Source organism: Neorhizobium sp. SHOUNA12A (assembly GCF_023006505.1).
Lineage (GTDB): Bacteria > Pseudomonadota > Alphaproteobacteria > Rhizobiales > Rhizobiaceae > Neorhizobium.
On record NZ_JALBGV010000029.1, the window covers coordinates 37,902 to 64,791 of the forward strand.

Annotated in this window: 22 protein-coding genes; 7 read left to right on the plus strand and 15 right to left on the minus strand. The window is 60.9% G+C overall.

From position 1 onward, the window contains the following. The first annotated feature begins 144 nt into the window (after positions 1 to 144). The gene (locus MOV63_RS15075) at positions 145 to 1,824 is read left to right on the plus strand and encodes a Na/Pi cotransporter family protein (protein WP_247034541.1); all 1,680 of its coding nucleotides are present in this window, start codon (positions 145 to 147) and stop codon (positions 1,822 to 1,824) included. Here MOV63_RS15075 and MOV63_RS15080 read toward each other — a convergent pair. Then, on the minus strand, positions 1,821 to 2,354 hold the full coding sequence (locus tag MOV63_RS15080; protein ID WP_038593456.1) for an NUDIX hydrolase: 534 nt from the start codon (positions 2,352 to 2,354) through the stop codon (positions 1,821 to 1,823). The two genes, MOV63_RS15075 and MOV63_RS15080, sit on opposite strands and share 4 nt — an antisense overlap. Before the next feature lie 91 nt (positions 2,355 to 2,445). On the opposite strand from MOV63_RS15080, the gene MOV63_RS15085 reads away from it, so the two are divergent. Both MOV63_RS15085 and MOV63_RS15090 read left to right on the plus strand, forming a co-directional pair. Beyond that, on the plus strand, positions 2,446 to 3,090 hold the full coding sequence (locus tag MOV63_RS15085; RefSeq protein WP_247034542.1) for a DUF47 domain-containing protein: 645 nt from the start codon (positions 2,446 to 2,448) through the stop codon (positions 3,088 to 3,090). Continuing rightward, the gene (locus tag MOV63_RS15090; RefSeq protein ID WP_247034543.1) at positions 3,090 to 4,094 is read left to right on the plus strand and encodes an inorganic phosphate transporter; all 1,005 of its coding nucleotides are present in this window, start codon (positions 3,090 to 3,092) and stop codon (positions 4,092 to 4,094) included. Before MOV63_RS15085 ends, MOV63_RS15090 begins: the two co-directional genes overlap by 1 nt. Positions 4,095 to 4,110: 16 nt before the next feature. Here MOV63_RS15090 and MOV63_RS15095 read toward each other — a convergent pair whose 3' ends face one another. Next, a complete protein-coding gene (locus MOV63_RS15095) occupies positions 4,111 to 7,944 on the minus strand; it encodes an ATP-binding protein (RefSeq protein WP_247034545.1) in 3,834 nt (1,277 codons plus the stop codon). Positions 7,945 to 8,301: 357 nt separating this feature from the next. Between MOV63_RS15095 and MOV63_RS15100 the strand changes: the two genes are divergently transcribed. Both MOV63_RS15100 and MOV63_RS15105 read left to right on the plus strand, forming a co-directional pair. Then, entirely contained in the window at positions 8,302 to 8,988 is a 687-nt protein-coding gene (locus MOV63_RS15100; protein ID WP_038543229.1) for a fumarylacetoacetate hydrolase family protein, read from the plus strand. Positions 8,989 to 9,012: 24 nt separating this feature from the next. Next, entirely contained in the window at positions 9,013 to 9,540 is a 528-nt protein-coding gene (locus MOV63_RS15105) for a gamma carbonic anhydrase family protein (RefSeq protein ID WP_247034547.1), read from the plus strand. Here MOV63_RS15105 and MOV63_RS15110 read toward each other — a convergent pair. Genes MOV63_RS15110 through MOV63_RS15120 form a run of 3 tightly spaced genes read right to left on the minus strand, consistent with a single transcriptional unit; the run spans position 9,537 to position 11,705 of the window. After that, positions 9,537 to 9,977 (minus strand): Fur family transcriptional regulator, encoded by a 441-nt coding sequence (locus tag MOV63_RS15110; protein ID WP_247034548.1) that lies wholly within the window; start codon positions 9,975 to 9,977, stop codon positions 9,537 to 9,539. The two genes, MOV63_RS15105 and MOV63_RS15110, sit on opposite strands and share 4 nt — an antisense overlap. Further along, positions 9,977 to 10,801: a zinc ABC transporter permease subunit ZnuB gene (gene znuB / locus MOV63_RS15115; protein WP_247034573.1), complete on the minus strand. Its 825-nt coding sequence runs from the start codon at positions 10,799 to 10,801 to the stop codon at positions 9,977 to 9,979. The genes MOV63_RS15110 and znuB overlap by 1 nt, the downstream gene beginning before the upstream one ends. Then, positions 10,794 to 11,705, minus strand: coding sequence for a metal ABC transporter ATP-binding protein (locus MOV63_RS15120; protein ID WP_247034549.1), 912 nt, complete (start codon positions 11,703 to 11,705; stop codon positions 10,794 to 10,796). Before MOV63_RS15120 ends, znuB begins: the two co-directional genes overlap by 8 nt. Before the next feature lie 95 nt (positions 11,706 to 11,800). Here MOV63_RS15120 and MOV63_RS15125 point away from each other — a divergent pair, with 95 nt between their 5' ends. Beyond that, a complete protein-coding gene (locus MOV63_RS15125) occupies positions 11,801 to 12,757 on the plus strand; it encodes a zinc ABC transporter substrate-binding protein (protein ID WP_247034550.1) in 957 nt (318 codons plus the stop codon). A 96-nt stretch (positions 12,758 to 12,853) separates the two neighbouring features. On the opposite strand, the gene MOV63_RS15130 is transcribed toward MOV63_RS15125, so the two are convergent. The 10 genes from MOV63_RS15130 to MOV63_RS15175 form a co-directional block, all read right to left on the minus strand. Then, a complete protein-coding gene (locus MOV63_RS15130) occupies positions 12,854 to 13,186 on the minus strand; it encodes an RcnB family protein (protein ID WP_247034551.1) in 333 nt (110 codons plus the stop codon). Positions 13,187 to 13,311: 125 nt separating this feature from the next. Next, positions 13,312 to 14,925 carry a glycoside hydrolase family 43 protein gene (locus MOV63_RS15135; protein WP_247034552.1) on the minus strand — a complete coding sequence of 538 codons (1,614 nt, stop codon included), beginning with the start codon at positions 14,923 to 14,925 and terminating at the stop codon, positions 13,312 to 13,314. A gap of 184 nt (positions 14,926 to 15,109) precedes the next feature. Continuing rightward, a complete protein-coding gene (gene mgrA, locus MOV63_RS15140; RefSeq protein ID WP_247034553.1) occupies positions 15,110 to 16,153 on the minus strand; it encodes an L-glyceraldehyde 3-phosphate reductase in 1,044 nt (347 codons plus the stop codon). A 68-nt stretch (positions 16,154 to 16,221) separates the two neighbouring features. Next, complete coding sequence (locus MOV63_RS15145) at positions 16,222 to 17,355, minus strand: Gfo/Idh/MocA family protein (RefSeq protein WP_247034555.1); 1,134 nt, start codon at positions 17,353 to 17,355, stop codon at positions 16,222 to 16,224. 23 nt (positions 17,356 to 17,378) lie between these two features. Beyond that, the gene (locus tag MOV63_RS15150) at positions 17,379 to 18,140 is read right to left on the minus strand and encodes a sugar phosphate isomerase/epimerase (protein ID WP_247034557.1); all 762 of its coding nucleotides are present in this window, start codon (positions 18,138 to 18,140) and stop codon (positions 17,379 to 17,381) included. 24 nt (positions 18,141 to 18,164) lie between these two features. Next, positions 18,165 to 20,597 (minus strand): glycoside hydrolase family 2 protein, encoded by a 2,433-nt coding sequence (locus MOV63_RS15155; RefSeq protein WP_247034559.1) that lies wholly within the window; start codon positions 20,595 to 20,597, stop codon positions 18,165 to 18,167. A gap of 388 nt (positions 20,598 to 20,985) precedes the next feature. Next, positions 20,986 to 22,098 carry an ABC transporter ATP-binding protein gene (locus MOV63_RS15160; RefSeq protein ID WP_247034561.1) on the minus strand — a complete coding sequence of 371 codons (1,113 nt, stop codon included), beginning with the start codon at positions 22,096 to 22,098 and terminating at the stop codon, positions 20,986 to 20,988. 5 nt (positions 22,099 to 22,103) lie between these two features. After that, positions 22,104 to 23,033 (minus strand): carbohydrate ABC transporter permease, encoded by a 930-nt coding sequence (locus tag MOV63_RS15165; RefSeq protein ID WP_247034574.1) that lies wholly within the window; start codon positions 23,031 to 23,033, stop codon positions 22,104 to 22,106. Positions 23,034 to 23,043: 10 nt separating this feature from the next. Beyond that, complete coding sequence (locus MOV63_RS15170) at positions 23,044 to 23,946, minus strand: carbohydrate ABC transporter permease (protein WP_247034563.1); 903 nt, start codon at positions 23,944 to 23,946, stop codon at positions 23,044 to 23,046. Between the two features lie 99 nt (positions 23,947 to 24,045). Further along, a complete protein-coding gene (locus tag MOV63_RS15175) occupies positions 24,046 to 25,281 on the minus strand; it encodes an ABC transporter substrate-binding protein (protein WP_038543251.1) in 1,236 nt (411 codons plus the stop codon). Positions 25,282 to 25,696: 415 nt separating this feature from the next. Here MOV63_RS15175 and MOV63_RS15180 point away from each other — a divergent pair, with 415 nt between their 5' ends. Next, a complete protein-coding gene (locus MOV63_RS15180; protein ID WP_038543253.1) occupies positions 25,697 to 26,749 on the plus strand; it encodes a LacI family transcriptional regulator in 1,053 nt (350 codons plus the stop codon). Positions 26,750 to 26,890 lie beyond the last annotated feature (141 nt).

A 26,890-nucleotide genomic window follows, 5' to 3' on the forward strand; every position in this document is an offset into this window, starting at 1 on the left:
CAGTCCCGCAGGGGGCGGCCCCGACCGGTCAAACAGCCAGATCAGAGCCTTGAAAAAGCAATAGAATCCGGCGACTATATTAGCTGGCTAATATCTGGCGGCACTTGTCCGGCTTTCCCATCCGACTGATTTTACGAGAATGCCATGCCCTTCATCATTGCGATCGTTACCCTTGCCGGACATATAGCGCTTCTTCTCTGGGGGACGCGGATGGTGCAGACGGGCATCCAGCGTGCTTTCGGGCCGAGCCTCCGGTCGTTTCTCGGTCGCGCACTGAACAATCGGATGAAAGCCTTTTTGTCCGGAATGGGCGTCACGGCAATTCTCCAGAGCAGCACGGCGACCGGACTGATGGCATCGGGGTTCGCGGCCGAGGGGCTGGTTGCTCTTGTCCCCGCGCTTGCGGTCATGCTGGGCGCCAATGTCGGCAGTACGCTCATCGTCCAGGTTCTGTCCTTTGACGTCGCCGCCACATCGCCGGCTCTGATATTGCTGGGCGTCCTGATGTTCCGCCGCACGCAAAATCCGCAGGTCCATGATCTTGGCCGCGTATTTATCGGCCTCGGCTTCATGCTGCTTGCCCTGCATCAACTGCTCGAAGTACTGACGCAATATGCCGGCACACCGGCCTTCTCTGCGGTTCTTTCAGCCATATCGACCACCCCCCTCCTCAGCCTTCTGCTTGCCGCCGCACTGACCTGGGCAGCCCATTCGAGCGTTGCGGTGGTCCTGCTCGTCATGTCGCTTTCGGCCCAAGGGCTGATCGATCCCTATCAGGCTTTCGCGCTGACCCTCGGCGCCAATCTCGGGACGGCGATCAATCCGGTCGTCGAGGGACAGTCCGGCAACGATCTTTCGGCCAAGCGGCTTCCGATCGGCAACCTGATCACCCGGATCATGGGCGTTCTGGCGGCGCTTGCACTCCTCTCCCCGATTACCTCCCTGTTGGTACAGATCGAGAGCGATGGCGCTCGGTTGGTCGCCAATTTCCACACCGCCTTCAATCTCGTGGTCGCGGTCGTCTTCATGCCGCTCCTCACGCCCTTTGCAAATGCGCTCGTCCGGCTGATGCCGCAGCGGATAGACGAGAGCGATCCCGGCCAGCCGCGATATCTCGATCCATCCGCCAAGGAAACGCCGGTCGTGGCGCTGCAGGCGGCGGCGCGGGAAGTCCTGCGGCTGGTTGACGTGCTGGAGGAGATGCTGGCGGGAACGAAGTCCGCGCTGACGAGCACCGATCGCCGCGCCCTGTCGCAGTTGCGAGAAAAGGACAATGTCCTCGACCGCCTGAACACGGCAGTCAAACGGTATCTCACGTCCATCGATCCCGAAGAGTTCAGCGACAGCGACCGGAGACGGCTTGACGAAATTCTGCTGTTCTCGACCGGCCTGGAGCACGCAGGCGACGTCCTCGACCAGAACGTGCTTCCCCATCTTGCCAAAAGGTTGCGCCGAGGCATGACCTTTTCAAAAGAGGGGCAGCTTGAGCTCAACGGCCTGCTGGACCGTCTCTCCACCAATCTGCGCACCGCCGCCGCCCTTTTCATGTCGCAGGACGAGCGCGTCGCGCGCATGCTCGCCGACGAAAAGATCGTCTTCCGGCGGGCGGAACGCGATGGGACCAACGCTCATTTCAAGCGGCTGCGCAATGGCGATGTCGACACGGCGGAGAGCACCTCCCTGCACCTGGACCTGTTGCGGGATTTCAAGCAGATCAATTCGCATCTCGTTGCAGCCACGGCCTACCCGGTCCTGGAACGGCAAGGCGAACTGCTGCAGAGCAGGACCATCCACCAGAGCGCCGCCGACCCGGTTCAGAATTAGCCGCGATTGCGCTTCTTGCGGCCCTGCGGCTTAAATTCCACAAGCAGCGACTTCAATTCGATCTCGCGAACGCGTCGTGCCGCTTCGTCGGGGCTGACCCATTCGAGAACGCGTTGCCCCTGTTCCTTGAAACCACTTCGGACCTCCGTGACTTCGATCTGGAACACGTCCACAATACACGGAGCCACGTTGCCGTCGTCGAGTTCTTTCAGATAGGTATAGTGGCCGACCGGCTTCTTTTTCGCCGCCCCGCTCACGCCTGCTTCTTCCCAGGCTTCGGTCGCCGCCGCTTCGAACGGCTTTTTCCCCTTCATCGGCCATCCTTTGGGGATAACCCAGCGTCCAGCCTCTCGCGACGTGATCACTAGGACTTCGATGCCAGGTCCGTCCTTCCGATACCGAAAGCACAAGGCGCCATATTGTTGGCGAAACGCCCCGGCGAACAGCCTGTCGGGAACGACTGCAAGCTGCTTGAGCAGCGTCTGTGACTTGTCCGGCCGAGGCTTCGTGGTCTTCTTTGCAGATTTCATGTCGGTCAAACTGTCGATTTTGCTTGTTGCTTCAATTGCCTGAGCGTGTTTATGACACATTTATGACAGTCAGCCGGGAAGGTCGCATGGCATGATGAGTATTTTTCGTAAGCTGATGCCACGAGAAGACAAATTCTTCGAAATGTTTTCAAAGCATTCGAAGGCCGTCGTCGCAGCGGCCCACGCGCTTGATCAGCTCCTCAAAGGCAATGAGGTCGAGAAAAACTGCGAGCTGATCGTCACATTGGAGAATGAGGCCGACGATATCACTCGGGACGTTCTTCTTGCCGTCCGGCGGAGCTTCATCACCCCCTTCGATCGCGGCGACATCAAGGATCTCATCCAGTCGATGGATGATGCGATCGACATGATGCATAAAACGGTCAAAACCATCAGGCTGTTCGAGCAGTCCGGCTTCGATCCGCTCATGCAGCAGATGGGTGGGGAAATCGTCAAGGCGGCGAACCTCATTTCGGAAGCGATCCCCCTTCTTAACAAGGTCGGCTCCAACGCTCACCGTCTTGCAGCCATCGCCGAGGAGGTTACCCGCGTCGAAGGCCGATCGGACGACCTTCATGATCAGGGTTTGAAGGACCTGTACCGACGTCACGGGGCGAGCGGCAACGCGATGGCCTACATGATCGGTAGCGAGATCTACGGCGAACTGGAAAAGGTCGTCGACCGTTTCGAGGATGTCGCCAACGAGATCAGCGGCATTGTCATCGAGAACGTTTGATGGATAGCTCTCTCGCCTTGCCACTTCTCTTCGGCCTGATCGCCGTCGCTCTGTTCTTCGATTTTCTCAATGGCCTTCATGACGCGGCCAATTCGATCGCGACGATCGTCTCGACCCGTGTCCTGCGACCGCAATATGCGGTTGCCTGGGCGGCCTTCTTCAATTTCATCGCTTTCCTTTTCTTCGGTCTGCATGTGGCGGAAACGCTCGGCACAGGCATCATTGATCCTGCGATCGTTTCGCCGCAGGTGATCTTTGCCGCCCTCATGGGAGCGATCATCTGGAATATTGTCACCTGGATCTTCGGAATTCCGTCCAGTTCGTCGCATGCGCTTGTCGGCGGTCTGGTGGGAGCCGGCCTGGCAAAAGTTGGTTTCAGCTCGATTGTCTGGAGCGGTCTCGGGAAGACGGTCGGAGCGATTTTCCTATCGCCGGCCATCGGCTTCCTGCTTGCCTTGCTGCTTGTGCTCCTGATTTCCTGGCTCTTCGTCCGGCAAACGCCGTTCGCGGTGGATCGGACATTTCGCACGATGCAGTTCATCTCCGCTTCGCTTTACTCCCTCGGCCACGGCGGCAATGACGCACAGAAAACGATGGGCATCATCGCAGTGCTTCTGTTCAGCCAGGGATATCTCGGTTCCACGTTCTACGTGCCCTTCTGGGTGGTGATCTCCTGCCAGTCGGCAATGGCTCTCGGCACGCTCTTCGGGGGGTGGCGGATCGTCCACACCATGGGCTCGAAGATCACCAGGCTCAACCCGATGCAAGGTTTCTGCGCCGAGACTGGCGGAGCGCTGACACTGTTCGGAGCGACCTGGCTCGGCATTCCCGTCTCGACGACACATACGATCACCGGAGCGATCGTCGGCGTGGGCGCGGCGCGGCGGGTCTCGGCGGTACGTTGGGGGCTCGCCGGCAACATCGTGATCGCCTGGATCGTGACGATGCCGGCAACTGCAGCGATATCGGCGGCGTTCTACAGCCTCGCGAACCTGCTGCAATAATCGCACCTGGCCCGCGTTATTCGCGGGCATCCGGGATCGTTGCCCGAAGAGCCTCCGAAAGCTGCCGCAGACTGTAGGGTTTTGGCAAAATCTCCACGCCTTCCGCGGTCGCAGCGCTCTTGAGCACGTCCGCATAACCCGATGTGAGCAGGATCGGCAGTTTTGGATGCCTTTGCTTGACCTCCTTGGCGAGATCGACACCATTGATGCCGCCAGGCATCATGATGTCGGAAAACATCAAGTCCGGCTCGGCATCGGACGCGAGCACGCTCAACGCGGCGGCGGCCCCATCGACGCGGGTTACGGAATAGCCAAGTTGGTCGAGCATGTCGTTGACCAGCATAGCGACGCTGTCGTCGTCTTCCACGACCAGGATTTTTCCGGCGACGCTCCTGTCGGCGTCCCCCTGGGCACGGGACGAATGGTTGCCGGTCGCCTCCAATGACGCTTCGATCGACCGGGGAAGCCAGAGGTCTACAGCTGTTCCGACGCCCGGTTCGCTGTTGATCTCGACCGATCCGCCGGAGGCCTCGACGAAACCATAAACTTGCGCAAGACCCAATCCCGATCCCTTGCCGATGTCCTTCGTGGTGAAAAACGGTTCGAACACCCGCTTGAGAACCTCGGGCTGCATTCCCATCCCGCTATCGGCAACGGTGATCTTCACCACGTCGCCCCTTTGACCCGACGCATCGACGACGGAGTTGGACGCCCTGATGATGATCGTCCCGCCATCTGGCATCGCATCGCGCGCATTGACGCAAAGGTTCAGGAGGACGAGCTCGAGTTCGGCCGGATCGGCCTGTACCGGCCACACCCCCATATCGACGTCGACGTCGATATTGATGTCTCCGCTCAGGGTCCGGTCGAGAAGTTCGCGCATCTCGGAAATCTGGTGGCGAAGATCGATCGGCTGCGGTTTCAATGGCTGCCGCCGGGCAAAGGTCAGCAATTGCCTGGTGAGCGACGCTCCGCGATTGACCGCCTGTAGCATGCCGCTTTTGATGCGCTCCCGCCGCGCCGGATCGTCGCGTTTGTCGAGGACATCCAATCCACCGGAGATCACCATCAGGAGGTTGTTGAAATCATGCGCGACCCCGCCGGTGAGCTGGCCGATCACTTCCATCTTCTGGGCCTGGCGCAGCGTTTCCTGCGTTTTTCTCAGCTCGTCGTCGCGTCTTCTCTGCTCGGTGACGTCACGGGCGCTGGAATAGAGCTTGTCGTCGACGACGACAGCCACCCAGGAGAGCCAGCGATGGTCACCCTCGCGGGTCCGGCATCGGTTTTCGAAGTGAAGCACGGGCATGCCGCTTTGCGCCGCCTGAAACGCAGTTTCGCTGGCGACGACGTCGTCCGGATGAAGGAGCGCCCGCAACGGCGTGCCCAGGAGCTCCTCCTCTTTCAAACCAAGGGTCTTCTCCCAGGCGGGATTGGTCTTTTCGAATAGGCCGGTCTGAAAATCGATCACCGACAGCAGGTCCGGGCTATATTTCCACGTCCGTCCCCGCTCGCGCGAATGTTCCAGAACGCGGCGCTCCAGATCCGCATTAAGCTCTTCCAGGCGCGCAGCGTTTTCCTTCAGAAGCGCCTCGCGCCGATCGCGCGACAGCCTGATAGACGCCGAAATGCGCCCGACCAGTTCTCGAGCCGAAAAGGGCTTCACAAGATAATCATCGGCACCGGCGCGCATCCCCTCCAGCCTTGCCTCTTCGCCGGCTCGGGCGGAAAGGAGGATGAGGGGCAGATCCCGGAGATCGTCGTCGGCCCGTATTCTCGACAGCAGGCCAAATCCGTCGAGCCCCGGCATCATGACGTCGGAAACGATGAGGTCCGGCCGTCTGAGGCGTGCGGCGTTGAGCGCCGCCTCGCCATCAGCCGCAGCCTCGACCGTAAAGCCGGATGTCGACAGCAGCCGCTCCACATAGGCACGCATATCGGCATTGTCGTCCGCCAGAAGGACATGCCCCGTCGGAGCGAGCGTTTCGGCCGTCTCCGTGCTCGCAGCTGGCAATATCGAAGCGGCCCCCGCGGCATCGCCCGCCGCAAGCCATGACATCGCTTCGTCGACGAAAGCCTGGCGTCTACCGGTATTGCTCTCGACCGGCTGGGACATTCGCATCTGCTCCGAAGGGATGTGCGCCTTTCCGAACGGTATCGAGATCGAGAAGGACGTGCCTTCGCCAAGCCGGCTTTCGGCTCGGATTTCCCCGCCCTGGAGATGCACCAGTTCCTGCACCAGCGCGAGCCCGATGCCGGAGCCCTCGAATGACCTTCCTTTGGCGCCCTCGATGCGGTGAAAACGCTCGAACAGGCGCGGCAACTCCTCGGCCGCAATCCCCGTACCGGTGTCGCGTATTTCGATTTCGACCCGTTCCCCGTCGTCCGACAACCTCACGCTGATGCGTATCTCGCCCTCGAACGTGAATTTGAACGCGTTGGAAAGCAGGTTCAGGACGATCTTCTCCCACAGATCCCGGTCGAGATAGACCGGCTGGGGCAAGTCCGCGACTTCGATAACCAATCTCAGCCCGGCTTGTTCGATCGCGGATCGGAAATTCGATGCCAGTTCTGCGGTCAGGCTGCCGATATCGATCGGTTCGAAGGAGGCCTGCACACGCTGCGCCTCGATCCTCGAAAAGTCCAAGAGCGTATTGACCAGTTTCAACAGCCGTTGACCATTGCGCTGGGCAACAACAATTCGCTGCCTGTCATCGACAGAAAGCCCGTCCGGCTGCTGAAGCACGTCGGCGAGCGGCCCCAGCATCAGCGTCAACGGTGTACGGAACTCATGGCTGACGTTCGAAAAGAACATGGTCTTGCTGCGATCGATTTCCGCCAGCGCTTCGGCCCGCCGCCGCTCGTCGGTACGTGCCCGCACTGCGCTGACCGCGGCGGAGATAGCGGTCGCAAGCAGTTCGTAGAAGCCCATATAGCTATCGTCGAAAGGCAGGCGTGGCGAGGCGCCGGCCACCACGAAGACCGGAGGCAGATTCAGGCCGGGGACGGCGATGGGAAGAAGGAGCGCCCGATCGGGAGGCTCATCATAAGACCCCGCACCCTCGAAGAATTCGGAAAGACCGTTGACCCCCAGAGGGCCGCCTGTCGCCAGTGCCTTTTCCATCGGCCATGGGGCATTCGAGTGCGCGTCGATTGTGGCCATCGATGCGATACGTCGAGACGGCAGACCATACTGCGCTGCAAGCCCATAACTGCTCCCATCCGAAGACAAATGGTAGAGAAGAACAAGCGGCAGATCGAATTCGAACTGTGCAAGGACTTCAACGACGCGTCGCGACAGGTCGTCCATGTCTTCCGCCAAAGCCAGACTGGCGTTCAAATCCCGGAGTGCGCGGGTTCGCCGTTCCGACAGCATGGTCGCCGTCGTCTCCGTCACCGGATGGAACAAGCCGCCGATCTCGCCGGTCTCGTCCCGGATCGGCGAAAGCGAGAAGGTAAAGAACGTTTCCTCAAGATAGCCGTTGCGGGTCAGAAACATCCGCTGGTTTTCGAGGAATGACGTATTTCCCCGGCGCGCCTGACGAAATGGCTCGCCGATCGCCGGCCAGGCGCTTGACCAGGTGACGCTGTAATCCTCCCCGAGCGCGCGGGGATGAGCCGAGCCGCATACGGTGCGATATCCGTCGTTGTAGATCTGGGTGTTTTCGTCGCCCCAGATCACGTTGATCGGAAAATTCGAGGCGAGACAAAGACTAACGGTTGTCCTGAGGCTTTGAGGCCATCGACCGATCGGCCCCAGCGGTGTGTCGCTCCAGTCCTTTGTTCGGACGAGCTCGGCCATTTCGCCACCGCCCGCCAGGAAGTCGCCGGTGAGTATCTGCTGTGTCGACAACCAGTTAGCCCCATTCTGGCACCGGCTCGGGAACCTGACGCTCGATACAATGAGCCCCGCAGCTCAGCCGTTGTAATATCCAACTGTGTTCGTGAGGCCCGCTTGGATGCCGCGGATCCGGGGCACTATTATTGACGAGTTTGGCCGCCGAAAGACCCGGCCGGTTTATTCAACGAATCACTGAAATAATCTAGCATGAACTATCAAGGGTTGAAATTGCGCTTCACTAAACCTCCCTCCGCCGGGCGCAAGCTTTTCCTGCGGTCTTGAAAAAGTGCTAGGATTAATCGGCGAATTGGGAGACAAAGGGCACCGTCTTTATCGACCCGTGCCCACAGTTTTCTCAGGATGTCTTCCATGCTCGCGACCGTGATCCCCATGCCCGAAACCGTTCTTCTGCCGGTCGAGGGAGTGGCGGAGCGCTTTCCGGTGCGCCGGGTCTATTGCGTCGGACGCAACTATGCCGACCACGCGATCGAGATGGGCGGCGACCCGACCCGCGAGCCGCCGTTCTTTTTCCAGAAGAATGCCGACAACATCTATAACGGCGAGACCTTCCCCTACCCGCCGCTCTCCTCCAGCGTCCACCACGAAGTGGAACTGGTCGTGGCGCTGTCCGGCGGCGGTGCCGATATTTCGGTCGGAGACGCGCTGTCCAACGTCTACGGGTATGCCGTCGGCATCGACTTCACCCGCCGCGACCTGCAGGATGTCGCCAAGAAGATGAGCCGTCCGTGGGAGGCCGCCAAGGCCTTCGAGAAATCGGCCCCCGTCTCCGCCCTCGTCCCGGCCGAAAAGATCGGTCATCCGCAAGCAGGCGCGGTCTGGCTCGACGTCAACGGCGCGCGAAAACAGTCCGGCGACCTCAATCAGCTGATCTGGAAACTGCCGGAGATCATCGCCGAACTGTCGAAACTGTTCGTCCTCGCCCCCGGCGACGTGATCATGACCGGCACGCCGGCGGGCGTCGGCGCCGTGGTGCGCGGCGACAGGGTTACCTGTGGCATCGACGGCGTCGGAACGCTGTCGCTGACGGTCGCCTGACGAAACCGCGACAGGGAGGAAACCATGCCGATCTATGCACTCGGAGAATTCGAGCCGAAAACGCCCGGCCCCGACCGTTTCTGGCTGGCACCCGATGCGACCATCATCGGCAAGGTCGAACTCGGCGAGGATGTCGGCATCTGGTTCGGCTCGGTGCTGCGCGGCGACAACGAGCCGATCGTCGTCGGCAAGGGTTCGAACATCCAGGAAGGCGTGATGATCCACACCGATCCGCGCTATCCGGTGACGATCGGCGAAAACTGCACGATCGGCCACCATGCAATCATCCATGGCTGCGTGATCGGCGACAATTCATTGGTTGGTATGGGCGCAACGATCCTGAATGGCGCGAAGATCGGCCGGAATTGCCTGGTCGGTGCCAATGCTCTGGTCACCGAGGGCAAGGAATTTCCCGACAACTCCCTGATCGTCGGCTCGCCGGCGAAAGTGATGCGGGTGCTGGACGACGAAGCGGTCGAGAAGCTGAAACAGTCGGCTGTCCGCTACGTCGCCAACTGGAAGCGCTTTGCGCGCGATCTCCGGCTTCTCTAGGCCGCGCAGGCGCCGCACAGCCCGCGGATTTCAATCGTCGTCTTGGCAGGCTTGAAGTTCTTGGCCTTCGCCCAGGCGCCGAGGCGGTGATCGACCTCGTGGTCGTGGAATTCCGAGACGTGGCCGCAACTCTCGCAGATCGCAAATGCGACCGTGCCGTGCCCATGGCCATGCCCCTTGCCGCAGCATTCGCTTTCTGGGTGGGCGCAGGCGACGAAGGCGTTGAGGCTTTCGAGCCGATGCACCATGCCGAATTCCAAAAGCTTGTCGAGCGCCCGGTAGACCTGCAGCGGCGCACGAAACCCGTGGTCGCGCAGCCGGTCGAGGATCGTATAGGCGCTCATCGGCGCATCGGCGCGGTCGAGAACGTCGAAGACGAGCGACTGGTTCTTGGTCAGCGCCGGAGCGGATGTCGGTGTCGAAACTGGTGCGTTCATCATCGCACTCCTTGGTTGCCGGCCTTCTCGGCCGTGTTTTTACCCGCTGCGGGAAGCAGGCTTAAAATGAAAAGTAAGAGCGCCGCGACCACAATGGAAGGGCCGGACGGCGTATCGTAGTGCAGCGAGCCGAACAGGCCGCCGACCACGGCGAGCGCGCCGATCAGCGAGGCGAGCACCGCCATCAGCTCCGGGCTCGCCGAGAACCGCCGCGCAGTTGCGGCCGGAATGATCAGAAGCGCGGTGATCAGCATGATGCCGACGATCTTCATCGCGATCGCGATCACCAGCGCCATCAAAAGCATGAAGAGCATCCGCGTCTGCGCCGGCTTCATGCCCTCGGCTTCTGCCACATCCTCACTGACCGTGGACGCGATCAGCGGCCGCCAGAGCCAGACGAGCGCCGCCAGCACCAGCACCCCGCCGCCCCAGATCAGCGCGATATCGGTGCGCGTCACGGCCAGGATATCGCCGAACAGGAAGGCGATAAGGTCGATCCGCACCCAGGTCATGAACGCGACGAGCACGAGGCCGATCGCCAAAGCTGAATGGGAGAGAATGCCAAGCAGCGCATCCGCCGAGAGCGACTGGCGCCGCTGCAGCGCCAGAAGCAGCAGCGACACGACGACCGCGACGCCGAAGACGGCGATCAGCAGGTTGATCTGGAAGAACAGCGACAGCGCCACGCCGAGCAGAGCCGAATGCGCCATCGTGTCGCCGAAATAGGCCATCCGCCGCCAGACGACGAAACAGCCGAGCGGCCCGGCCGTCAATGCGACGCCGATGCCGGCGACGAGCGCGCGGGTGAAGAAGTCGTCAAACACGGCCCTCTCCCTTCGCCTCGGCATGATCGCCGTGATGGTGGCCGCCATGATGGTCATGGTCGGAATGGTCGTGATCATGCCCATCCTGATCATGATGCCCATCATCGGGATGGCAGTGATCGGTGACCGAACCGTCGCCATGCATCACCCGTCCGTCCGGCAGATGGGTGTGATCGTGGTGATGGCTGTAGACCGCCAGCGAACGCGAATTGCCAAAGAGTTTCAGGTAATCGGCGCTCTGGCTCACCACTTCCGGTGTGCCGCGGCAGCAGACATGGCCGTTGAGGCAGATGACGGTGTCGGTGCCGGCCATCACCATATGCAGGTCGTGCGAGATCATCAGGATACCACAGCCGGTCGTCGTCCGGATCGAGCGGATCAGGTCGTAAAGCGCACTCTCGCCGGCAAAATCGACGCCCTGCACCGGCTCGTCGAGCACCATCAGATCCGGCTTGCGAGCGATCGCCCGGGCCAGCAGCGCCCGCTGGAACTCCCCGCCGGAGAGATGTCGGACCTCGGCGTCGATGAGATGGGAGATGCCGGTCGAGGCCAGCGCCGCCAGAAGATCGGTGTCATCAAGCGGGCCGGTCAGCCGCATCAGCCGACGCACGGAAAGCGGCATCGTCCAGTCGATCGCCAGTTTCTGCGGGACATAACCGACGCGCAGGCCGGGCAATCTTTCAACTGTTCCTTCGTCCGGGCGTAACACGCCGATCGCCAGTTTCGCTGTCGTCGACTTGCCGGCACCATTCGGACCGATCAGCGTGACCACCTCGCCGCGCCGGATCGAGAAATCGACGCCTCGCACCAACCAGCGGCCATCCCGGCGAATGCCGGCATTAGCAAGCGAGACGAGCTTGCTTTTTTCGGTTTTGGGCGCGCGAGGCCGATTGGACATCAGCATGTTTTTCCGGATTCCCTGTTGTCAGTGGCTATGACACACGTTATAGCATAACGCAATTGATGTAATAACATTACCATGGAATACAAGGACGCAGCATGAAACTCGCTTCGATCTTCCTCCTCTCCTCCGCGGCATTTTTCGTGGGTGCAGGCCAAGGCTTGGCGGCGCCGGACGTGGTGGTTTCGATCAAGCCGATCCACTCGCTGGTCGCCTCGATCATGAAGGGTGTCGGCGAGCCGAAACTGATTGTCGATGGCGCCGCCTCGCCCCATACATTCTCGCTGAAACCCTCCAATGCCGCGGCCATCGAAAGCGCCGACGTGATCTTCTGGATCGGCCCCGGTATCGAGGCCTTCCTTGAAAAGCCGCTGGATGCGCTGGCGGCCTCGGCAACGGTGATCGAGCTGGAGGATGCACCCGGATTGCAAAAACTGCCCTTGCGCGAGAGCGGCGCCTTCGAGGCACACGATCACGGACATGAGGCCGAGGACGCACATGAACATGGCGACCACGAGCACGACGGGCATGGCGGTTTCGACACGCATCTCTGGCTCGACGCGATGAATGCCAAGGCGATGGCTGCGGAAATCGAAAAGACGCTGGTCGGCGCCGACCCGGCGAATGCCGCCACTTATCAGGCGAATGGCGCTGCGCTGATGAAGGATCTCGACACGCTTGATACCGAGCTCAAGGCCACGATCGCGCCGGTCAAGGACAAGCCCTTCATCGTCTTCCATGATGCCTATCAATATTTCGAGAATCGTTATGGGGTGAGCGTCGCGGGTTCGATCACCGTCAGCCCCGAGACCATGCCCGGCGCCGAACGCGTCGGCCAGATCCAGAAGAAGGTGAAGGAACTCGGCGCCACCTGCGTCTTCGCAGAACCCCAGTTCGAGCCGAAGCTGGTGGCAGTGGTGACGGAAGGCACGCCTGCCCGTTCAGGAACACTCGACCCGGAAGCAGCGACGCTGAAGCCCGGTCCCGGCCTTTATTTCGAGCTGATGCGTGGGCTCGCGAGCTCCATGAAGAATTGCCTGTCGCAGGGGACGTAAGGTCGGGCCACGAAAAGTGCGACCGCCGATACGCGTAGCGGCGAACGTGCGAGGCCTGCGGGAGGGAAGGCAAATACCCCCGCAGGCCGATCTTTCTCAGCGAGCCACGATGAAACTCGAGATCACGCCGCTCGCAATGCCGACCAGCAGGAAATCGTTGTCGACCTTGACCCAGTGATAACCGCGCGGCGGAGCCGACAGGCGGTAACGGCGATAGTCGCGGATTTCCGCCATGCGGCGACGCTCGGCAGTCGTCATGCGATGGCCCCTGGACCAGCGCGGCTTTACGACCACGACCTTCTTCTGAATCGTCACCGTGCGAGTCACGGTCTTGGTCCGCTCCGGAGGCGAATGACGATCCTGCGCCTGGGCCGCAAGTGGAGCGGCAAGCACGGTTGCGGAAAGAAGAATTGCAAAGAACTTTTTCATTGGGTGTTTCCTCGTGTTGACCACGCTCGGAAACTAGGACCCAAACGATGAACCGTAGCTGAATTGACGCATTACGTTTTTGTAATGAAATTAATGCGTTCCGCTGACTTCCTGATATTTAGAATTTACTGAACTAGCGCCTCATAAACGAAATAGTCGAAATCCGCAGCCTTCGCCCGTCCCGACGTGTCGAAGGCGAAGAGGCCAACAAATGCGCCGGTGAAGGAGCCGTGTTCGCCGCGGCCACCCTCGTCAGAGATGACGCCGGCATCGAGCACCGGACCAAGTTCCTGCCAATCGTTGGAGCCGCCGGCGCGCCAGAAGAATTGCAGGTCGTGGTCGCGGATCTCCATGGTGAGATGTACCGGGCCGTCGGGTACGGAAACGCCGCTCCCTGCCGGAAAGCTCATGCGCCCATGCGGGAAGTCGCCCGGGCAGGAGAAGATCGTCACCACACGGCCAAGCTTCTCGTGCAGGGTCACCACCAGCGAATGGAACTTGTGGCGATTGTAATAGTGCGTCAGGCCCGCGACCTGCTGATACGTCTCGGGTGAGAAGTCGACCACCGTCTCGGCGCGGAAGGAATGGTGTTCCTGCCGGCGGGCGACGAGCGATTGTTCAAACCAGGATCCGATGCTTTCGCGGCCGAAAAGACGCAAGTGACCGGGACGCTCGGTCAGGCTGAACAACCGTTCCGGATGAGGCGTACGCGGCCACTGGAATTCCGGCGGCAGGACCTTGTCGTCGAATGAGCGCTCCATGCGGACAGGCTGTTCGATATGCGTGACGTTGCCCGGTGCCGGCACGTCGACATCGGGCACGACGCCGCCCTGGGCGAGATAGAGCCAGTCGTCCTCCCAGATGCATTTCTGGATCGCGGTTTCGCGGCCGAGCGTGCAGCGGCGTTGCGGGGCGAGCGGCCGGCCGCAGAGATGGGTGTGGTATGCTTCGCCTTCAGGCGTTTCGACGTACTGGCCATGGCCGGCTCGCTGCAGAACGGCTTTCGGATGGTCTTTCGAGGTGATGAGATGCGTCTGCGGATGCATCTCATACGGCCCGTCGATCGAACGCGCGCGCGCCATGGTGACGGCATGGTCGTACCCTGTGCCGCCCTCGGCGGTCGTCAGGTAATACCAGCCGTTGCGCTTGAACACATGCGGCCCCTCGACCAGGCCGAGCGAACTGCCGGCGAATATGTTTTTGATCGGGCCCTTGAGCGCCCTCGTCTCGAAATCCCACTCCTGCAATAGGATGCCGTCAAAGGCCGGATGTTTCGGCGCGCCGCCGTAGCTCTCCGTGCGGTGGTTCCATTGCATGTTGAGGAACCACTTGCGGCCGTCGTCGTCATGGAAGAGCGTCGGATCGAACCCGGAGGAGTTCACATAGATCGGATCGGACCATTCGCCCTCAATGGTTGGCGAGGTGACGATGTAGTTGTGGGCGTCCTTGAAATTGCCATCGAAGCGTTTGACGTCCGTATAGACCAGGAAAAACAGCCCGTCGGAATAGGAAAGGCACGGCGCCCAGATGCCGCAGCTGTCGGGATTGCCGCGCATATCGAGTTGGCTTGCCCGCTCCAGCGGCCGGCGCTTGAGCGTCCAGTTCACCAGGTCGCGCGAATGATGGATCTGCACGCCTGGATACCATTCGAAGGTGGAGGTGGCGATATAATAATCCTCGCCGACACGGCAGATGGACGGATCGGGATTGAAGCCCGGCAGGATGGGGTTGTGGATCATAAGCTTCTCCCAGATTGAAACTGCGGGCTTGGCCCCTCATCCGGCTGCCGCCACCTTCTCCCCGCGCGCGGGGAGAAGGACTTTGGAGCGACTGCCGTGCCACATCTCCCTTCTCCCCGTCAGAACGGGGAGAAGGTCCCGGCAGGGGGATGAGGGGCGAACCCGCAACCCTCTGATTACATTCTTACCGCGCCGGCCCTGCCCGCTCCGCTGATTTGGCCCAGAGGTTGATGTCGGCATCCTTGGCATAGGTGTCGATCTCGGCGAGTTCGGCCGCCGTGAACTCCAGATTGTCGAGCGACTTGACGCAATCCTCGACCTGTTCCGGGCGGCTGGCGCCGATCAGCGCCGTGGTCACGCGGCCGCCGCGCAGGACCCATGCGAGCGCCATCTGCGCCAGCGTCTGGCTGCGCTTTTCGGCGATTGCATTGAGCGCCTTGAGGTTGGCGATGTTTCGGTCGTTCAGGAAGGCAGGCCGCAGCGACTTGCCCTGCGCGGCACGGCTGTCTTCCGGAATGCCGCCGAGATATTTCGACGTCAGCATGCCTTGCGCCAGCGGCGAAAAGACGATCGAGCCGATGCCGAGGTCTTCCAGCGTATCGAGCAGCCCATCTTCCTCGACCCAGCGGTTGATCATCGAATAGCTCGGCTGGTGGATGAGAACAGGCGTACCGAGTTCCTTCAGGATAGCGGTTGCTTCCTGGGTGCGCTTCGAATTGTAGGACGAGATGCCGACGTAAAGCGCCCTGCCCGAGCGGACGATGTGATCGAGTGCGCCGCACGTTTCTTCGAGAGGCGTGTCCGGATCGAAGCGGTGCGAATAGAAGATGTCGACATAGTCGAGGCCCATCCGCTTCAGGCTCTGGTCGCAGGAAGAGATCAGGTATTTGCGGCTGCCCCATTCGCCATAAGGACCCGGCCACATGTTGTAGCCGGCCTTCGATGAGATGATCAGTTCGTCGCGATATCCCTTGAAATCCTCGCGCAGGATTTGGCCGAAGGCGGTCTCGGCGCTGCCGGGCAGCGGGCCATAGTTGTTGGCGAGATCGAAATGGGTGATGCCGAGATCGAAGGCCTTGCGAGTGATCGAGACCTTGCGTTCATGCGGCGTGTCGTCGCCGAAATTGTGCCAGAGGCCGAGCGAGATCGCCGGGAGTTTTAGTCCCGAACGGCCGCAGCGGTTGTATTTCATGGTTTCGTAGCGGTTGGACGCTGGTTGCCAGGTCATGGTCGTTTCCTCCGAATGAAATGCGGCGCGCCCATGTCTCAAGCGGTGCGCGCCGCATTCATAGCCGATCAGCGCAGAAGCGCCAGCGCCTCGTCGATGCCGAGCGCCGCCGGCTGGGTGCAGGTGGTCGAAAGCTCGATGAACCGCCCTTCCTCGCCGGATTTCAGGATCGAGGTCATCACGTCGACGCCGTGGAGCGTGCGCTCCAGCGAGCAGCGCGCATCGCGGCCTTCGATCAGCGCCATCGCCATGTCCGCGAGACCGGCTGTGCGGTAGTTGGCGCGTGGTCCCTGCGGATGCTCCTGGTTGTTGATTCCGAACGGATGATCCCAAGGGTCCAGCGGCTGGATATCCTTGTTGCGTCCGCTCGCCTCGACAGTGCCGCCGAAGAAGTTCGGATCGGGCACGAAGATCGAGCCCTCGGTGCCGTAGAGCTCCATATTGGCGTGGCGGTGCGACCAGACATCCCAGCTTGCCGATAGCGTGATTGTTGCGCCGTTGACGAATTCGAGCAGCGCATGGATGTTGGTCGGCGTCTCGACCGGGATCACCTGGCCCTTCAGCGGTTCGCTAGTGACGAGGCGGGTCGGGTTCGCCATCGATGTCAGTGCCCCGACCCGTTTCACCGGACCGAGGAAGTTGATGAGGTTGGCGATGTAATAAGGTCCGAGATCGAGGATCGGCCCACCGCCTTCGAGGAAGAAGAAGCCGGGATTGGGATGCCACATCTCCATGCCCGGGCTCATCACGTGGCAGGTGCCCGACGTGATGCGCCCGACGCCGCCTTCGTCGATATATTTGCGGGCGAGCTGGTGCGCGCCGCCGAGGAAAGTGTCCGGCGCGCAGCCCACCGACAGACCCTTCTCCCTAGCGAGCGCCTGCAGCGCCTTGCCTTCCTCCAGCGTGATGACCAGCGGCTTTTCCGAGTAGACGTGCTTGCCGGCTTCGAGGATCGCCTTGGAGACGGCGAAATGCGCCGCCGGTATGGTCAGGTTGACGATCACGTCGAGTTCGTCATTGGCAAGCATCTGCTCGATCGACTGCGCCTTGACGCCGTATTCCTCGGCGCGCATTTCGGCCGCGTGCTCGTTGAGATCCGCGCAGGCGAGAACCTTCAGGCCTTTGAAGAGCGGCGACAGTTTGAAGTAAGTGGTAGAAATATTGCCGCATCCCATGATGCCGACGCCAAGTTCCTTGGGCATGGAAAACTCCGGAATTCCTGTGATCAATAGGTCTTGAAGGAAGCGATCGACCGCGTCAGCAACCGATCGAGATCCTTCGGGTTATCGTGTTCGAGGACGTAATGTTTTGCGGACGTCTTTTTGAGCGCCGCCATCAGGTCCTTCCACGGAACGGTGCCGTGGCCGACATCGGCCCAGCCGTCCTCATCCGCGTTTTCGCCGGCCGGCGCGATGTCCTTGACATGGACGGCGGTAATGCGTTTGGCGTAGCTCTCGATCCAGGCGAACGGATCGGCGCCGCCGCGGATCACCCAGGCGATATCCGCTTCCCAGGCAAGGTCAGGACCACCGGCGAGGATCTGTTCCTGCGGGGTCGAGCCGTCCGGCAGCGTCTTGAACTCGAAGTCGTGGTTATGCCAGCCGAACGTGTAGCCGGCATCCCAATAGCGTTTGCCGACGTTCTGCAGCCGTTGACCGAAGGCGAACCAGCCAGCGGCATCGGTTGGGCGCTGGTCGGCGACGAGATGCGGGCAATAGATCGCCTCGACGCCGAGCGTCCTGGCGATCAGCAGCGCCTGTTCCGGCTCCTTTTCGAGAAGGTCGAGGCCGAAATGGCCGGTCGGCATGGTCAGGCCGTTGGCATCGAGATCACCCTTGAGCGTCTTCAGGCCTGCTTCGTCAAGCGTCGCATAGATGCCGCCATAACCTTCGACTTCCGTATAGCCGGCCTGCGCAACCTTCTTCAGGACATCCGAGAGCGGCGGAAAGTTGCGTGCGCAATAAAGCTGAAAACCGAGTTTCGTCATGGTGTTCCTCCCTTGATAGAGACCTCAGCCTGCCGCCTGGCAGGAATAGAGGTCGTAGATGCGGAATTGCGGGATCGCGTCCGTCGGGGCGGCGGGCGTGAAGCGGATGCTGCGGCTTTCGCCGGCGGCGAGATCGAAAGCGTTATCGGAATAACGGCCGGGCGTGCCACTCTCGATCAGCACGAAAAGGGCAAGCCCGTTTGCCTTGGTGACGAGATCAAAACCTCCGTCACCGGATGGAGACACGGTAAGCTCAAGCCCAGCCGGTTCGAGTTCTAGCGCCTTGTAGGTGCCCGGCACCTGATGCCCCTCGCCGGCCATGCCGTTCGACGCGGTAAAGCTCCAGGCGAGGATCCCGCCCTCGGGAATATCTGCGGTCGGTAACGTCAGTACGGTCACGGCCGCATCTGGCGTGCAGACGGATTCCACACGCCGAAGCGAGCTGCGTTCGCCCTTGAGCGTCAGGAGCGAAAGGTTAAGCGTCACCGTCACATTCTCCGCCGTGTCATTGACAAGCGAGAAGCGGATCTCCTGGCCGTCATCGGACGGGATCGCCGCGACCGTAACCGGCTGGAAGAAGCGCTTCGCCATATAGTGCAGCACTTTCCAGCTGCCGCCATAGTCGAGGCTGGACCAGGAGGCGACCGGCCAGGTGTCGTTGAGCTGCCAGTAAAGCGCGCCCATCGTATGCGGCTTCAGCGACCGCCAGAAATCGACGGCGGTCTTGATCGCCAATCCTTGCTGTACCTGGCTGAGATAGACGAAATTGGCAAAATCCGTCGGAAAGCGGAAGTTGCGGAACATCGTGCCGGCGATGCGCTCGTTGCCACCGACATTCTTCTGGTGATGCTCCATGACTGGCGAAGCGATATTCATGTCCTTGGCCGCGGCATAGGTCTCGATGACCGGCAGCGACGTATAGGACTGGAAGCCGAATTCCGAGCAGAAGCGCGGGCGGACAGAGCGGTAATTGTCGAATGGCTTGTTCTCGTGCCAGACGGACCAGTAATGCATGTCGCCCGAACCGTCCGCGTGCCAGGCGTCGCCGTAATCGAGATAACCGGAAGCAGGGCTGGACGGCCACCAGATGGCATCGGGCGCGGCCTTGTCGAGCGCCTGTTCGATGACCCGGTTCAACCGGTCGTAGGAGACGAGGTAGCGGTCGCGGTTCTCGCGGGATTCCGGAAACCATGTCAGCGCGCCGACCAGTTCGTTATCGCCACACCAGAGCACGATGGAGGGATGCGAGATCAACCTGCGGGCCTGGTACTCGACTTCCGCCGCAACGTTTTCGAGGAAATCGGGCGTCGATGGATAGAGATTGCAGGCGAACTGAAAGTCCTGCCAAACCATTAGGCCGAAGCGGTCGCAGAGATCGTAGAACCAGTCCGCTTCATAAAAGCCGCCGCCCCAGACACGGATCATGTTCATGTGAGCATCGACCGCGGAGCGCAGCAGGTCCTCGGTCTTCTCCCGGCTCGATAAGGAAAACAGCGCGTCGGCCGGGATCCAGTTGGCGCCGCGGCAGAAGATCTCGCGGCCATTGACGCGGAAGGCGAAACGGCTGCCGGCCTCGTCCGGGTCGGTTAGCAGCTCAACGGTCCTGAGGCCGATCTGGCGGGTGATGGCTTCGGTGGGGGTGCCGACCGTCAATTCGTAGAGCGCCTGTTCTCCGCTGCCGAAGGGCCACCAGAGCTTCGGGTCGTCGATGTGAAAGAGGTGAGTGACCGTCGTTTCGCCGGCACGCACGCCGCAATCGAGCCGGACCCGTTCGTCTCCGAATGAAAAGAACACAGGCAGCACGCCCTGCCCTTCGGCATAAAGCGTGACCGTCACGATGAGATCGACCGCGCCCGCCTCATGTCTCTGGCTGGTGACGATGTTTTCGATACGGGCGGTTTCGAGCCTCTGCAGCGCGATTTCGCCGTAAAGCCCGAGCGGCGCCAGCGCGACATTCCAATCCCAGCCGAAATGGCATTGCGGTTTGCGCAGCATATTGCCGTTCGGGATCGGCGAATTGGTCGTGGAATAGGGAATGTAGAAGGGCTGCCGCGCCTGGCGCTCCGCCCCTTCGGCGATGCTGGAATGGAAAAGGATGCGGACCGTGTTCTCGCCAGCCTTCAGCGCCTTCGACACGTCCGGCCGGTAACGGCGAAAACAGTTGTCTGCCTGAAGCACCGGGACGTCGTTGACGAAGACGGTCGCGACCGTATCGAGGTAGGTGATGTCGAGATACCAGGAGCCCGCGGGATCATCGAGGGTGAAGCGCCGCTCGACCGTCCAATCTTCGTTGGCAACCCATTGCACCTCATTCTCGTTGCGGCCGAAATACGGATCGGGAATGATGCCGGCCGACTTCAGCGCAGTGTGAACGTCGCCCGGGATTGGCATCTGGGTGCGATGCGTTCCGTCGGCAGAGGCGAGCTGCCAGGGGCCGGATAGGTCGACCGTGGTCATTGCACCGGTCCGCAAAATTCAGGGCGTGCCGATCCAACCCCCCTCTGTCCTGCCGGACATCTCCCCCTCAAGGGCAGGGCAATCGCATATGGAAAAAACGTCGTTCCGGCGTGGAATCGAACCGAGAACAAAGCCGAATCGAACCGAGTCCGATTTCGTGATTTCTTCCAAGGATTCGTCTTTCGTTCTTCCATATGCGATTCCCCTGCCCTCAAGGGGGGAGATTGGCTGGGCGCGCCCCCGCCACTCCCATCGTAAGCATCGAGGATGGCGGGACGTTGCCACGAGTCGATCTCCCCCCTTGAGGGGGAGATGTCCGGCAGGACAGAGGGGGGTACTGCCTGGCGCAAGCGTAACCGGCCCCCATCAGACTGGCTGCACGCAAACATCAGATCCGCTCTTCCGTTCCCGCGTCGAACAGTGAAGCCATGCTCATGTCGAAGGCGAGGCGCACCTTGGCGCCGACGGCGTAACGCCGTGCGCCGCCGATGCGAACAGACATCACGTGGCCGGCATGTTTCAGCCATAGCAGGTTGTCGGCGCCCATCGGCTCCTCGATATCGACCACCGCCTCATGGATTTCGCCGCCGGTGATATCGCCATCCACCTTGATATGCTCCGGACGGGCGCCGAGGATGACCTGGCGTCCGGGTTTCAGCGGTTCGGAGGCATCATAGCCATCCAAGGAGAAACTGACGCCATTGGTCTTGAAGACGGTATGATCGCCCTCCTCCGCCAGTTCTCCTTTCAGAAAATTCATCGACGGGGAACCGATGAAGCCGGCGACAAAACGGTTCCTGGGCCGGTTGTAGATCGTTACCGGATCGTCGAGCTGCTGAATGACGCCGCTCTTCATGATGGCGATACGGTCGGCAAGCGTCAGCGCCTCGATCTGGTCGTGGGTGACGTAGATCATCGTGTTCTTGAGCGCCTGATGCAGCCGCTTGATCTCGACGCGCAGTTCGGAGCGCAGTTTTGCGTCGAGGTTCGACAATGGCTCGTCGAACAGGAAGACGTCGACATCGCGCACCAGCGCCCGGCCGATCGCGACGCGCTGGCGCTGGCCGCCAGAGAGTTCCGAGGGCTTGCGCTTGAGCAGCGGTTCGATCTGCAGGATGCCGGAAGCGCGTGCCACGCGGCGGTCGATCTCATCCCTCGGAACCTTGGCGACGCGCAGGCCGAACGAGAGGTTCTTCTCAACCGTCATCTGCGGATAGAGCGCGTAGGACTGAAACACCATGCCGATGCCGCGGTCCTTGGGTTCCTCCCATGTGACGTTCTTGTCCTTGATGAAGATCTGCCCTTCGGTCGGCTCCAGAAGCCCGGCGATGCAGTTCAGCAGAGTGGATTTGCCGCAGCCCGACGAGCCGAGCAGGACCAGGAACTCGCCGTCATGGATGTCAAGGTTGAGGTTTTCCAGCACCTTGACCGAGCCGAAGGACAGCGACAGTTCTCGGATGGAAACGCTGCTCTGAGTGCGCGTGGAAACATTGTTGAGCATCAGGCTTATCCTTTGACTGCGCCGGCCGCGATGCCGCGGACGAAAAGCCGGCCGGAAACGAAATAGACGATCAGTGGAACCGCACCCGTCAGCAGCGTCGCCGCCATGTTGACGTTGTATTCCTTCACGCCCTGGACGGAATTGACGATGTTGTTGAGCTGTACGGTCATCGGATAGGTATCCGGGCGGGTGAACACCACGCCGAACAGGAAGTCGTTCCAGATGCCGGTGGTCTGCAGGATCATCGAGACGACGAAGATCGGCAGCGACATGGGCAGCATGATCCGCAAATAGATCTGCCAGAACCCCGCCCCGTCGATGCGGGCCGCCTTGAACAGTTCTTCCGGCAGCGAGACGAAATAGTTGCGGAACAGCAGCGTCTGGATCGGCATGCCGAAGATCGAATGCACCAGAATGAGGCCGTAGAGCGTGCCATAGAGGCCCATTTCGCGTAGCACGATGACGATCGGATAGATCATCACCTGATAGGGGATGAAGGCGCCGACGATCAGGATCGTGAAAAAGATCTCCGAACCCTTGAACCGCCAGTTGGCAAGCGCGTAACCGTTCACGGAAGCGATGGCGATCGACACGATCACCGATGGCACGGTGATCCGAACCGAGTTCCAGAAGCCGCGCGAAAGACCGTCGCAGTTCAAGCCCGTGCAGGCCTGCGCCCAGGCCTTCACCCAGGGCTCGAAGGTGATCTCCATCGGCGGCGAAAAGATATTGCCGAGACGAATTTCGGGCATGCCCTTCAGCGACGTGACGACCATCACATAGAGAGGCAGGAGGTAATAAAGTGCCGCGAGGCCCAGCGCGCCATAGACGATGACGTTGCGCGACGAGAGAACCTTGCGGGGGCGTTTTCCCTGCGGACCGGCTTCCAGCCGGGAACCGGCCGGCCCGGAGATGGCGGCCCCAGAAATGGGCATCGTGAGCGATTTATCCACGCTTGCGTCCTCCGAATTCGAGATAGGCCCAGGGAACGATGATGATGGCGACGGCGAGCAGCATCATCGTGGATGCGGCAAAGCCCTGGCCGAGGTTCTGGGCGAAGAACATGTAGTCGTAGACGTATTTGGCAGGCACGTCGGAGGCGATGCCGGGTCCGCCGCTCGTCTGCGCCACGACAAGGTCGTAGATCCTGACGATGCCGCTGGCGATGATGACCAGGGTAGTGACGAAGACCGGCCTCATCATCGGGATGATGATGAAGAGGTAGGTCTTCCACATGGGGATGCCGTCGACGCGTGCGGCCTTCCAGATGTCCTCGTCGATGCCGCGAAGCCCCGCAAGCATCAGGCACATGACAAGCCCCGTCCCCTGCCAGAGTGCAGCGATCAGGATGCCGTAGATGACGATATCGGAATTGTAGAGTGGATCGAACGCGAAGCTCGTCCAGCCAAGCGAGCGTATGACCGATTGGACGCCGAATTCAGGATTGAGGATCCACTGCCAGACAAGGCCGGTGACGATGAAGGACAGCGCGAACGGATAGAGGAAGATCGTCCGGAACGTGTTTTCGAACCGGATCTTCTGATCCATCAACGCGGCCAGCAGGAAGCCGATAGTCAGGCTGAAAATCAGCGACAGGCACCCGTAGGTCGCCAGATTCTGGATCGAGACGATCCAGCGCGGCGTATCCCAGAGCCGCTCATACTGTTCCAGGCCGACGAAGGACAGGCGTGGCAGGAGCTTGGAATTTGTGAAGGAATAAACGACGGTCCAGATCGTGCCGCCGAGGAAGATCACCACGGCCGTCAGCATCATCGGGATCGAGGCAATCTTCGAATTGAGATTGCGGAATAATTGGTTGGGTCGGCCGGGCTGAGTGTGCGCCGCCATGGTCAACTCCTCTGGATGGCAAAGGCTGCTGGAAGCGAGCCACCACCGGCCCCGCCCCTTTCGGACGCGGAGCCGGCTGTTGGATCGCTGTCTGTCGGATCAACCGGCCTTGGAGAAAATAGCCACGAAGCGCTTCTGGGCTTCCTCGGCAGTGATCGAGGTATTGGCGAAGAACTGCGACATCAGGTCTTCCAGCTGCTTCTGCGTATCCTGCGTGATGAGCTGGTCGGTGCTGGTGACGACATTGCCCTTGGCAAGGATCTCGAGGCCCTTCTTCATGCAGTCGTTGGCGGCCGCAAGATCGACGTCGCCACGCACCGGCAGCGAGCCCTTCTTGAGGTTGAAGGCAACCTGCGTCTTGGCATCGAGAAGCGTCGAGGCAAGTACTTCCTGCGCTTTCGTCTTCGCCGCATCCTTGAGGACCGGGAAGTAGAAGGCGTCACCGGCGGTCGAGATGATCTCGTTCACGCCGAGGCCCGGCAAGCAGGTATAGTCGACACCGGCTTTTTTGCCGGCCAGCTGGAATTCGCCCTGCGCCCAGTCGCCCATGATCTGGCCGCCGGCCTTGCCGGTGATCACCATGTTGGTCGCCTGGTTCCAATCCTGGACGTTGGTGCCCTTCGACATCTTGCGGGCGTCGTCGGCTGCCTTGAAGACCTTGGCCATTTCCGGACCGGCCGCGACCTTTGCGTCCTTGTCGCCATAGACCTTCTGGTAGATCTCCTTGCCGCCGATCGCGACCGTCAGCACGCTGAACAGGCCGGTCGACTGCCAGGCCTGACCGCCGATTGCGAGCGGCACGATGCCAGCCTTTTCAAGCGCCGGGGCTGCTGCGACATATTCGTCCCAGTTCTTCGGAACCGCAACGCCCGCCTTCTTGAAGGCGTCGTTGGAAAGCCACAGCCATTGCCAGGAATGGATGTTGAGCGGCACGCAATAGATCTTGCCTTCGAAAGTGCAGGATTTCAGCAGGCCCGCAGGGCGGACGATCTTGTCCCAACCTTCCTTCTTGGCGAGATCGGTGAAGTCGCGCATCAGGCCAGCCTGGACCAGTTCTTCGGCCTGGCGGCCGTGGTTGAACTGGGTGGCGGCCATCGGATCGCCGCCGGTGATACGGCTGATCATGATCGGACGGGCGGTACCGCCGGAACCTGCAATCGCGCCGTCAACCCATTTGTTGCCGGTTGCGTTGAAAGCCTTGGCGAGTTCCGCGACAGCGGCAGCCTCGCCCCCGGACGTCCACCAATGGGTGACTTCGAGATCGGTGGCGTGAGCCGCACCAAGCGGCAGCATCACGGTTGCGGCAAGAACAGCCGCCATAGAACGAATATTCATGAGTCTCCTCCCTCACTGAAACGTTGCCGTAAAAACGTAGGGCAATCCCGGATATCGCGCAACCGGTTTTGTCGGAAAAAATTTGTTGGCGCAGGGAATGCAACCTGAAGAAGATGCCGCCGTATTTCGACGGTCAGCGAATTTGCTCTTCAAGGGGGACGAATAGCCACGTAACAGGCGTCAATTCGCCGATATCAGGCAGCCTACCTTTCGCGCCTGCAAAAATTTCTTTCGCATCTGCGTTGTGCAACTCAGAGGAAGGTGGTTCCTGTATCGGGCAAAATTCCTCTCGACATTTTACCTGTATCGTTTCAGTTATAATTTTCGTGTTGGAGGACAGGGAGGTGTCGCGACGTTTCCAGGCAAGCTTGGGCCCTTTATAGTGGCCACCTGACTCGGGCAGCGACGGCAAATCATGGATGACAGCGGAAGATCTAGGACGGGCGGAACGCAGACGGCGGTTCGTGAACGTCCTACCTTGAAAACAATCGCCTATATGACGGGCCTCGGCATCACCACCGTTTCACGTGCGTTGAAAGACGCGCCGGATATCGGCGCCGACACCAAAGAACGCGTCCGCCTTGTTGCCAACCAGCTCGGCTATCAACCGAACCGCGCCGGAGTGCGCCTCAGAACCGGCAAGACCAACGTCATCGCCCTCGTGCTCAGCATCGACGAGGAGCTGATGGGCTTTACCAGCCAGATGGTGCACGGCATTTCCGAAGTGCTGGGCGGCACGCAATATCACCTCGTGGTGACGCCGCATTCCTTCCAGAAGGACCCGATGGTGCCGGTACGCTATATCCTCGACACCGGCTCGGCGGACGGGGTGATCATCTCGCGTATCGAGCCCGACGACGCGCGGGTGCGGCTGATGACAGAGCGGAATCTGCCCTTCGTCACCCACGGCCGCACCGACATGGGGATCGTCCATCCCTATCACGACTACGACAACGAGGCTTACGCCTATAAGGCCGTTCAGAAATTGGTAGGGAAAGGCCGTCGGAGGATTGCGTTCCTGTCGCCGGGAAGCCGCTTCTCATTCTACGTCCACAGTCGCGTGGGCTTCGAACGCGGGCTTGCCGATTTCGGTGCCACCGAAGTGCCGATGGGCCGGGTGACCAGCGAGACGCCGCTTGAAGAAACCCGCGCCTATGCGGAACGGATGATGCGCGCAGCCGAGCCGCCGGATGGCATCGTTTCGATCAGCGGATCGGCGACGATCGCACTGGTGGCCGGTCTCGAGGCTGCCGGCAAGAAACTGGGCCACGATGTCGATATGGTATCGAAACAGTCGGCCGACTTTCTCAACTGGATTCGCCCGGAGATCTATACGGTCAGCGAGGATGTCCGCCAAGCCGGGCGCGAGCTTGCCAAGGCCCTGATGGCGCGCATCGACGGCGTCGGCCCGGAACTGCTACAGAGTGTCGCAAAGCCCGTCTGGTCGAAGATGGCGCCGAAGGACTGAAACGAAAACGCCCGCCGGATTGGCGGGCGTCAGACTGCTGACAAACCCGTCGATATTTTCGGCGGGTTTTGTTTTTGTGGATTTGTTTTTCCGCCGGGAGGTCTTGGCGGGAGGCGCAGAAGGATGGGCTGGCTCATGCCG

Coding starts and splice junctions, on each gene's coding strand:
- MOV63_RS15075 (WP_247034541.1), top strand. CDS start 145: ATGCCCTTCATCATTGCGATCGTTACCCTTGCCGGACATATAGCGCTT.
- MOV63_RS15080 (WP_038593456.1), bottom strand. CDS start 2,354: ATGAAATCTGCAAAGAAGACCACGAAGCCTCGGCCGGACAAGTCACAG.
- MOV63_RS15085 (WP_247034542.1), top strand. CDS start 2,446: ATGATGAGTATTTTTCGTAAGCTGATGCCACGAGAAGACAAATTCTTC.
- MOV63_RS15090 (WP_247034543.1), top strand. CDS start 3,090: ATGGATAGCTCTCTCGCCTTGCCACTTCTCTTCGGCCTGATCGCCGTC.
- MOV63_RS15100 (WP_038543229.1), top strand. CDS start 8,302: ATGCTCGCGACCGTGATCCCCATGCCCGAAACCGTTCTTCTGCCGGTC.
- MOV63_RS15105 (WP_247034547.1), top strand. CDS start 9,013: ATGCCGATCTATGCACTCGGAGAATTCGAGCCGAAAACGCCCGGCCCC.
- MOV63_RS15110 (WP_247034548.1), bottom strand. CDS start 9,977: ATGAACGCACCAGTTTCGACACCGACATCCGCTCCGGCGCTGACCAAG.
- MOV63_RS15120 (WP_247034549.1), bottom strand. CDS start 11,705: ATGCTGATGTCCAATCGGCCTCGCGCGCCCAAAACCGAAAAAAGCAAG.
- MOV63_RS15125 (WP_247034550.1), top strand. CDS start 11,801: ATGAAACTCGCTTCGATCTTCCTCCTCTCCTCCGCGGCATTTTTCGTG.
- MOV63_RS15130 (WP_247034551.1), bottom strand. CDS start 13,186: ATGAAAAAGTTCTTTGCAATTCTTCTTTCCGCAACCGTGCTTGCCGCT.
- MOV63_RS15135 (WP_247034552.1), bottom strand. CDS start 14,925: ATGATCCACAACCCCATCCTGCCGGGCTTCAATCCCGATCCGTCCATC.
- mgrA (WP_247034553.1), bottom strand. CDS start 16,153: ATGACCTGGCAACCAGCGTCCAACCGCTACGAAACCATGAAATACAAC.
- MOV63_RS15145 (WP_247034555.1), bottom strand. CDS start 17,355: ATGCCCAAGGAACTTGGCGTCGGCATCATGGGATGCGGCAATATTTCT.
- MOV63_RS15150 (WP_247034557.1), bottom strand. CDS start 18,140: ATGACGAAACTCGGTTTTCAGCTTTATTGCGCACGCAACTTTCCGCCG.
- MOV63_RS15155 (WP_247034559.1), bottom strand. CDS start 20,597: ATGACCACGGTCGACCTATCCGGCCCCTGGCAGCTCGCCTCTGCCGAC.
- MOV63_RS15160 (WP_247034561.1), bottom strand. CDS start 22,098: ATGCTCAACAATGTTTCCACGCGCACTCAGAGCAGCGTTTCCATCCGA.
- MOV63_RS15165 (WP_247034574.1), bottom strand. CDS start 23,033: ATGCCCATTTCTGGGGCCGCCATCTCCGGGCCGGCCGGTTCCCGGCTG.
- MOV63_RS15170 (WP_247034563.1), bottom strand. CDS start 23,946: ATGGCGGCGCACACTCAGCCCGGCCGACCCAACCAATTATTCCGCAAT.
- MOV63_RS15175 (WP_038543251.1), bottom strand. CDS start 25,281: ATGAATATTCGTTCTATGGCGGCTGTTCTTGCCGCAACCGTGATGCTG.
- MOV63_RS15180 (WP_038543253.1), top strand. CDS start 25,697: ATGGATGACAGCGGAAGATCTAGGACGGGCGGAACGCAGACGGCGGTT.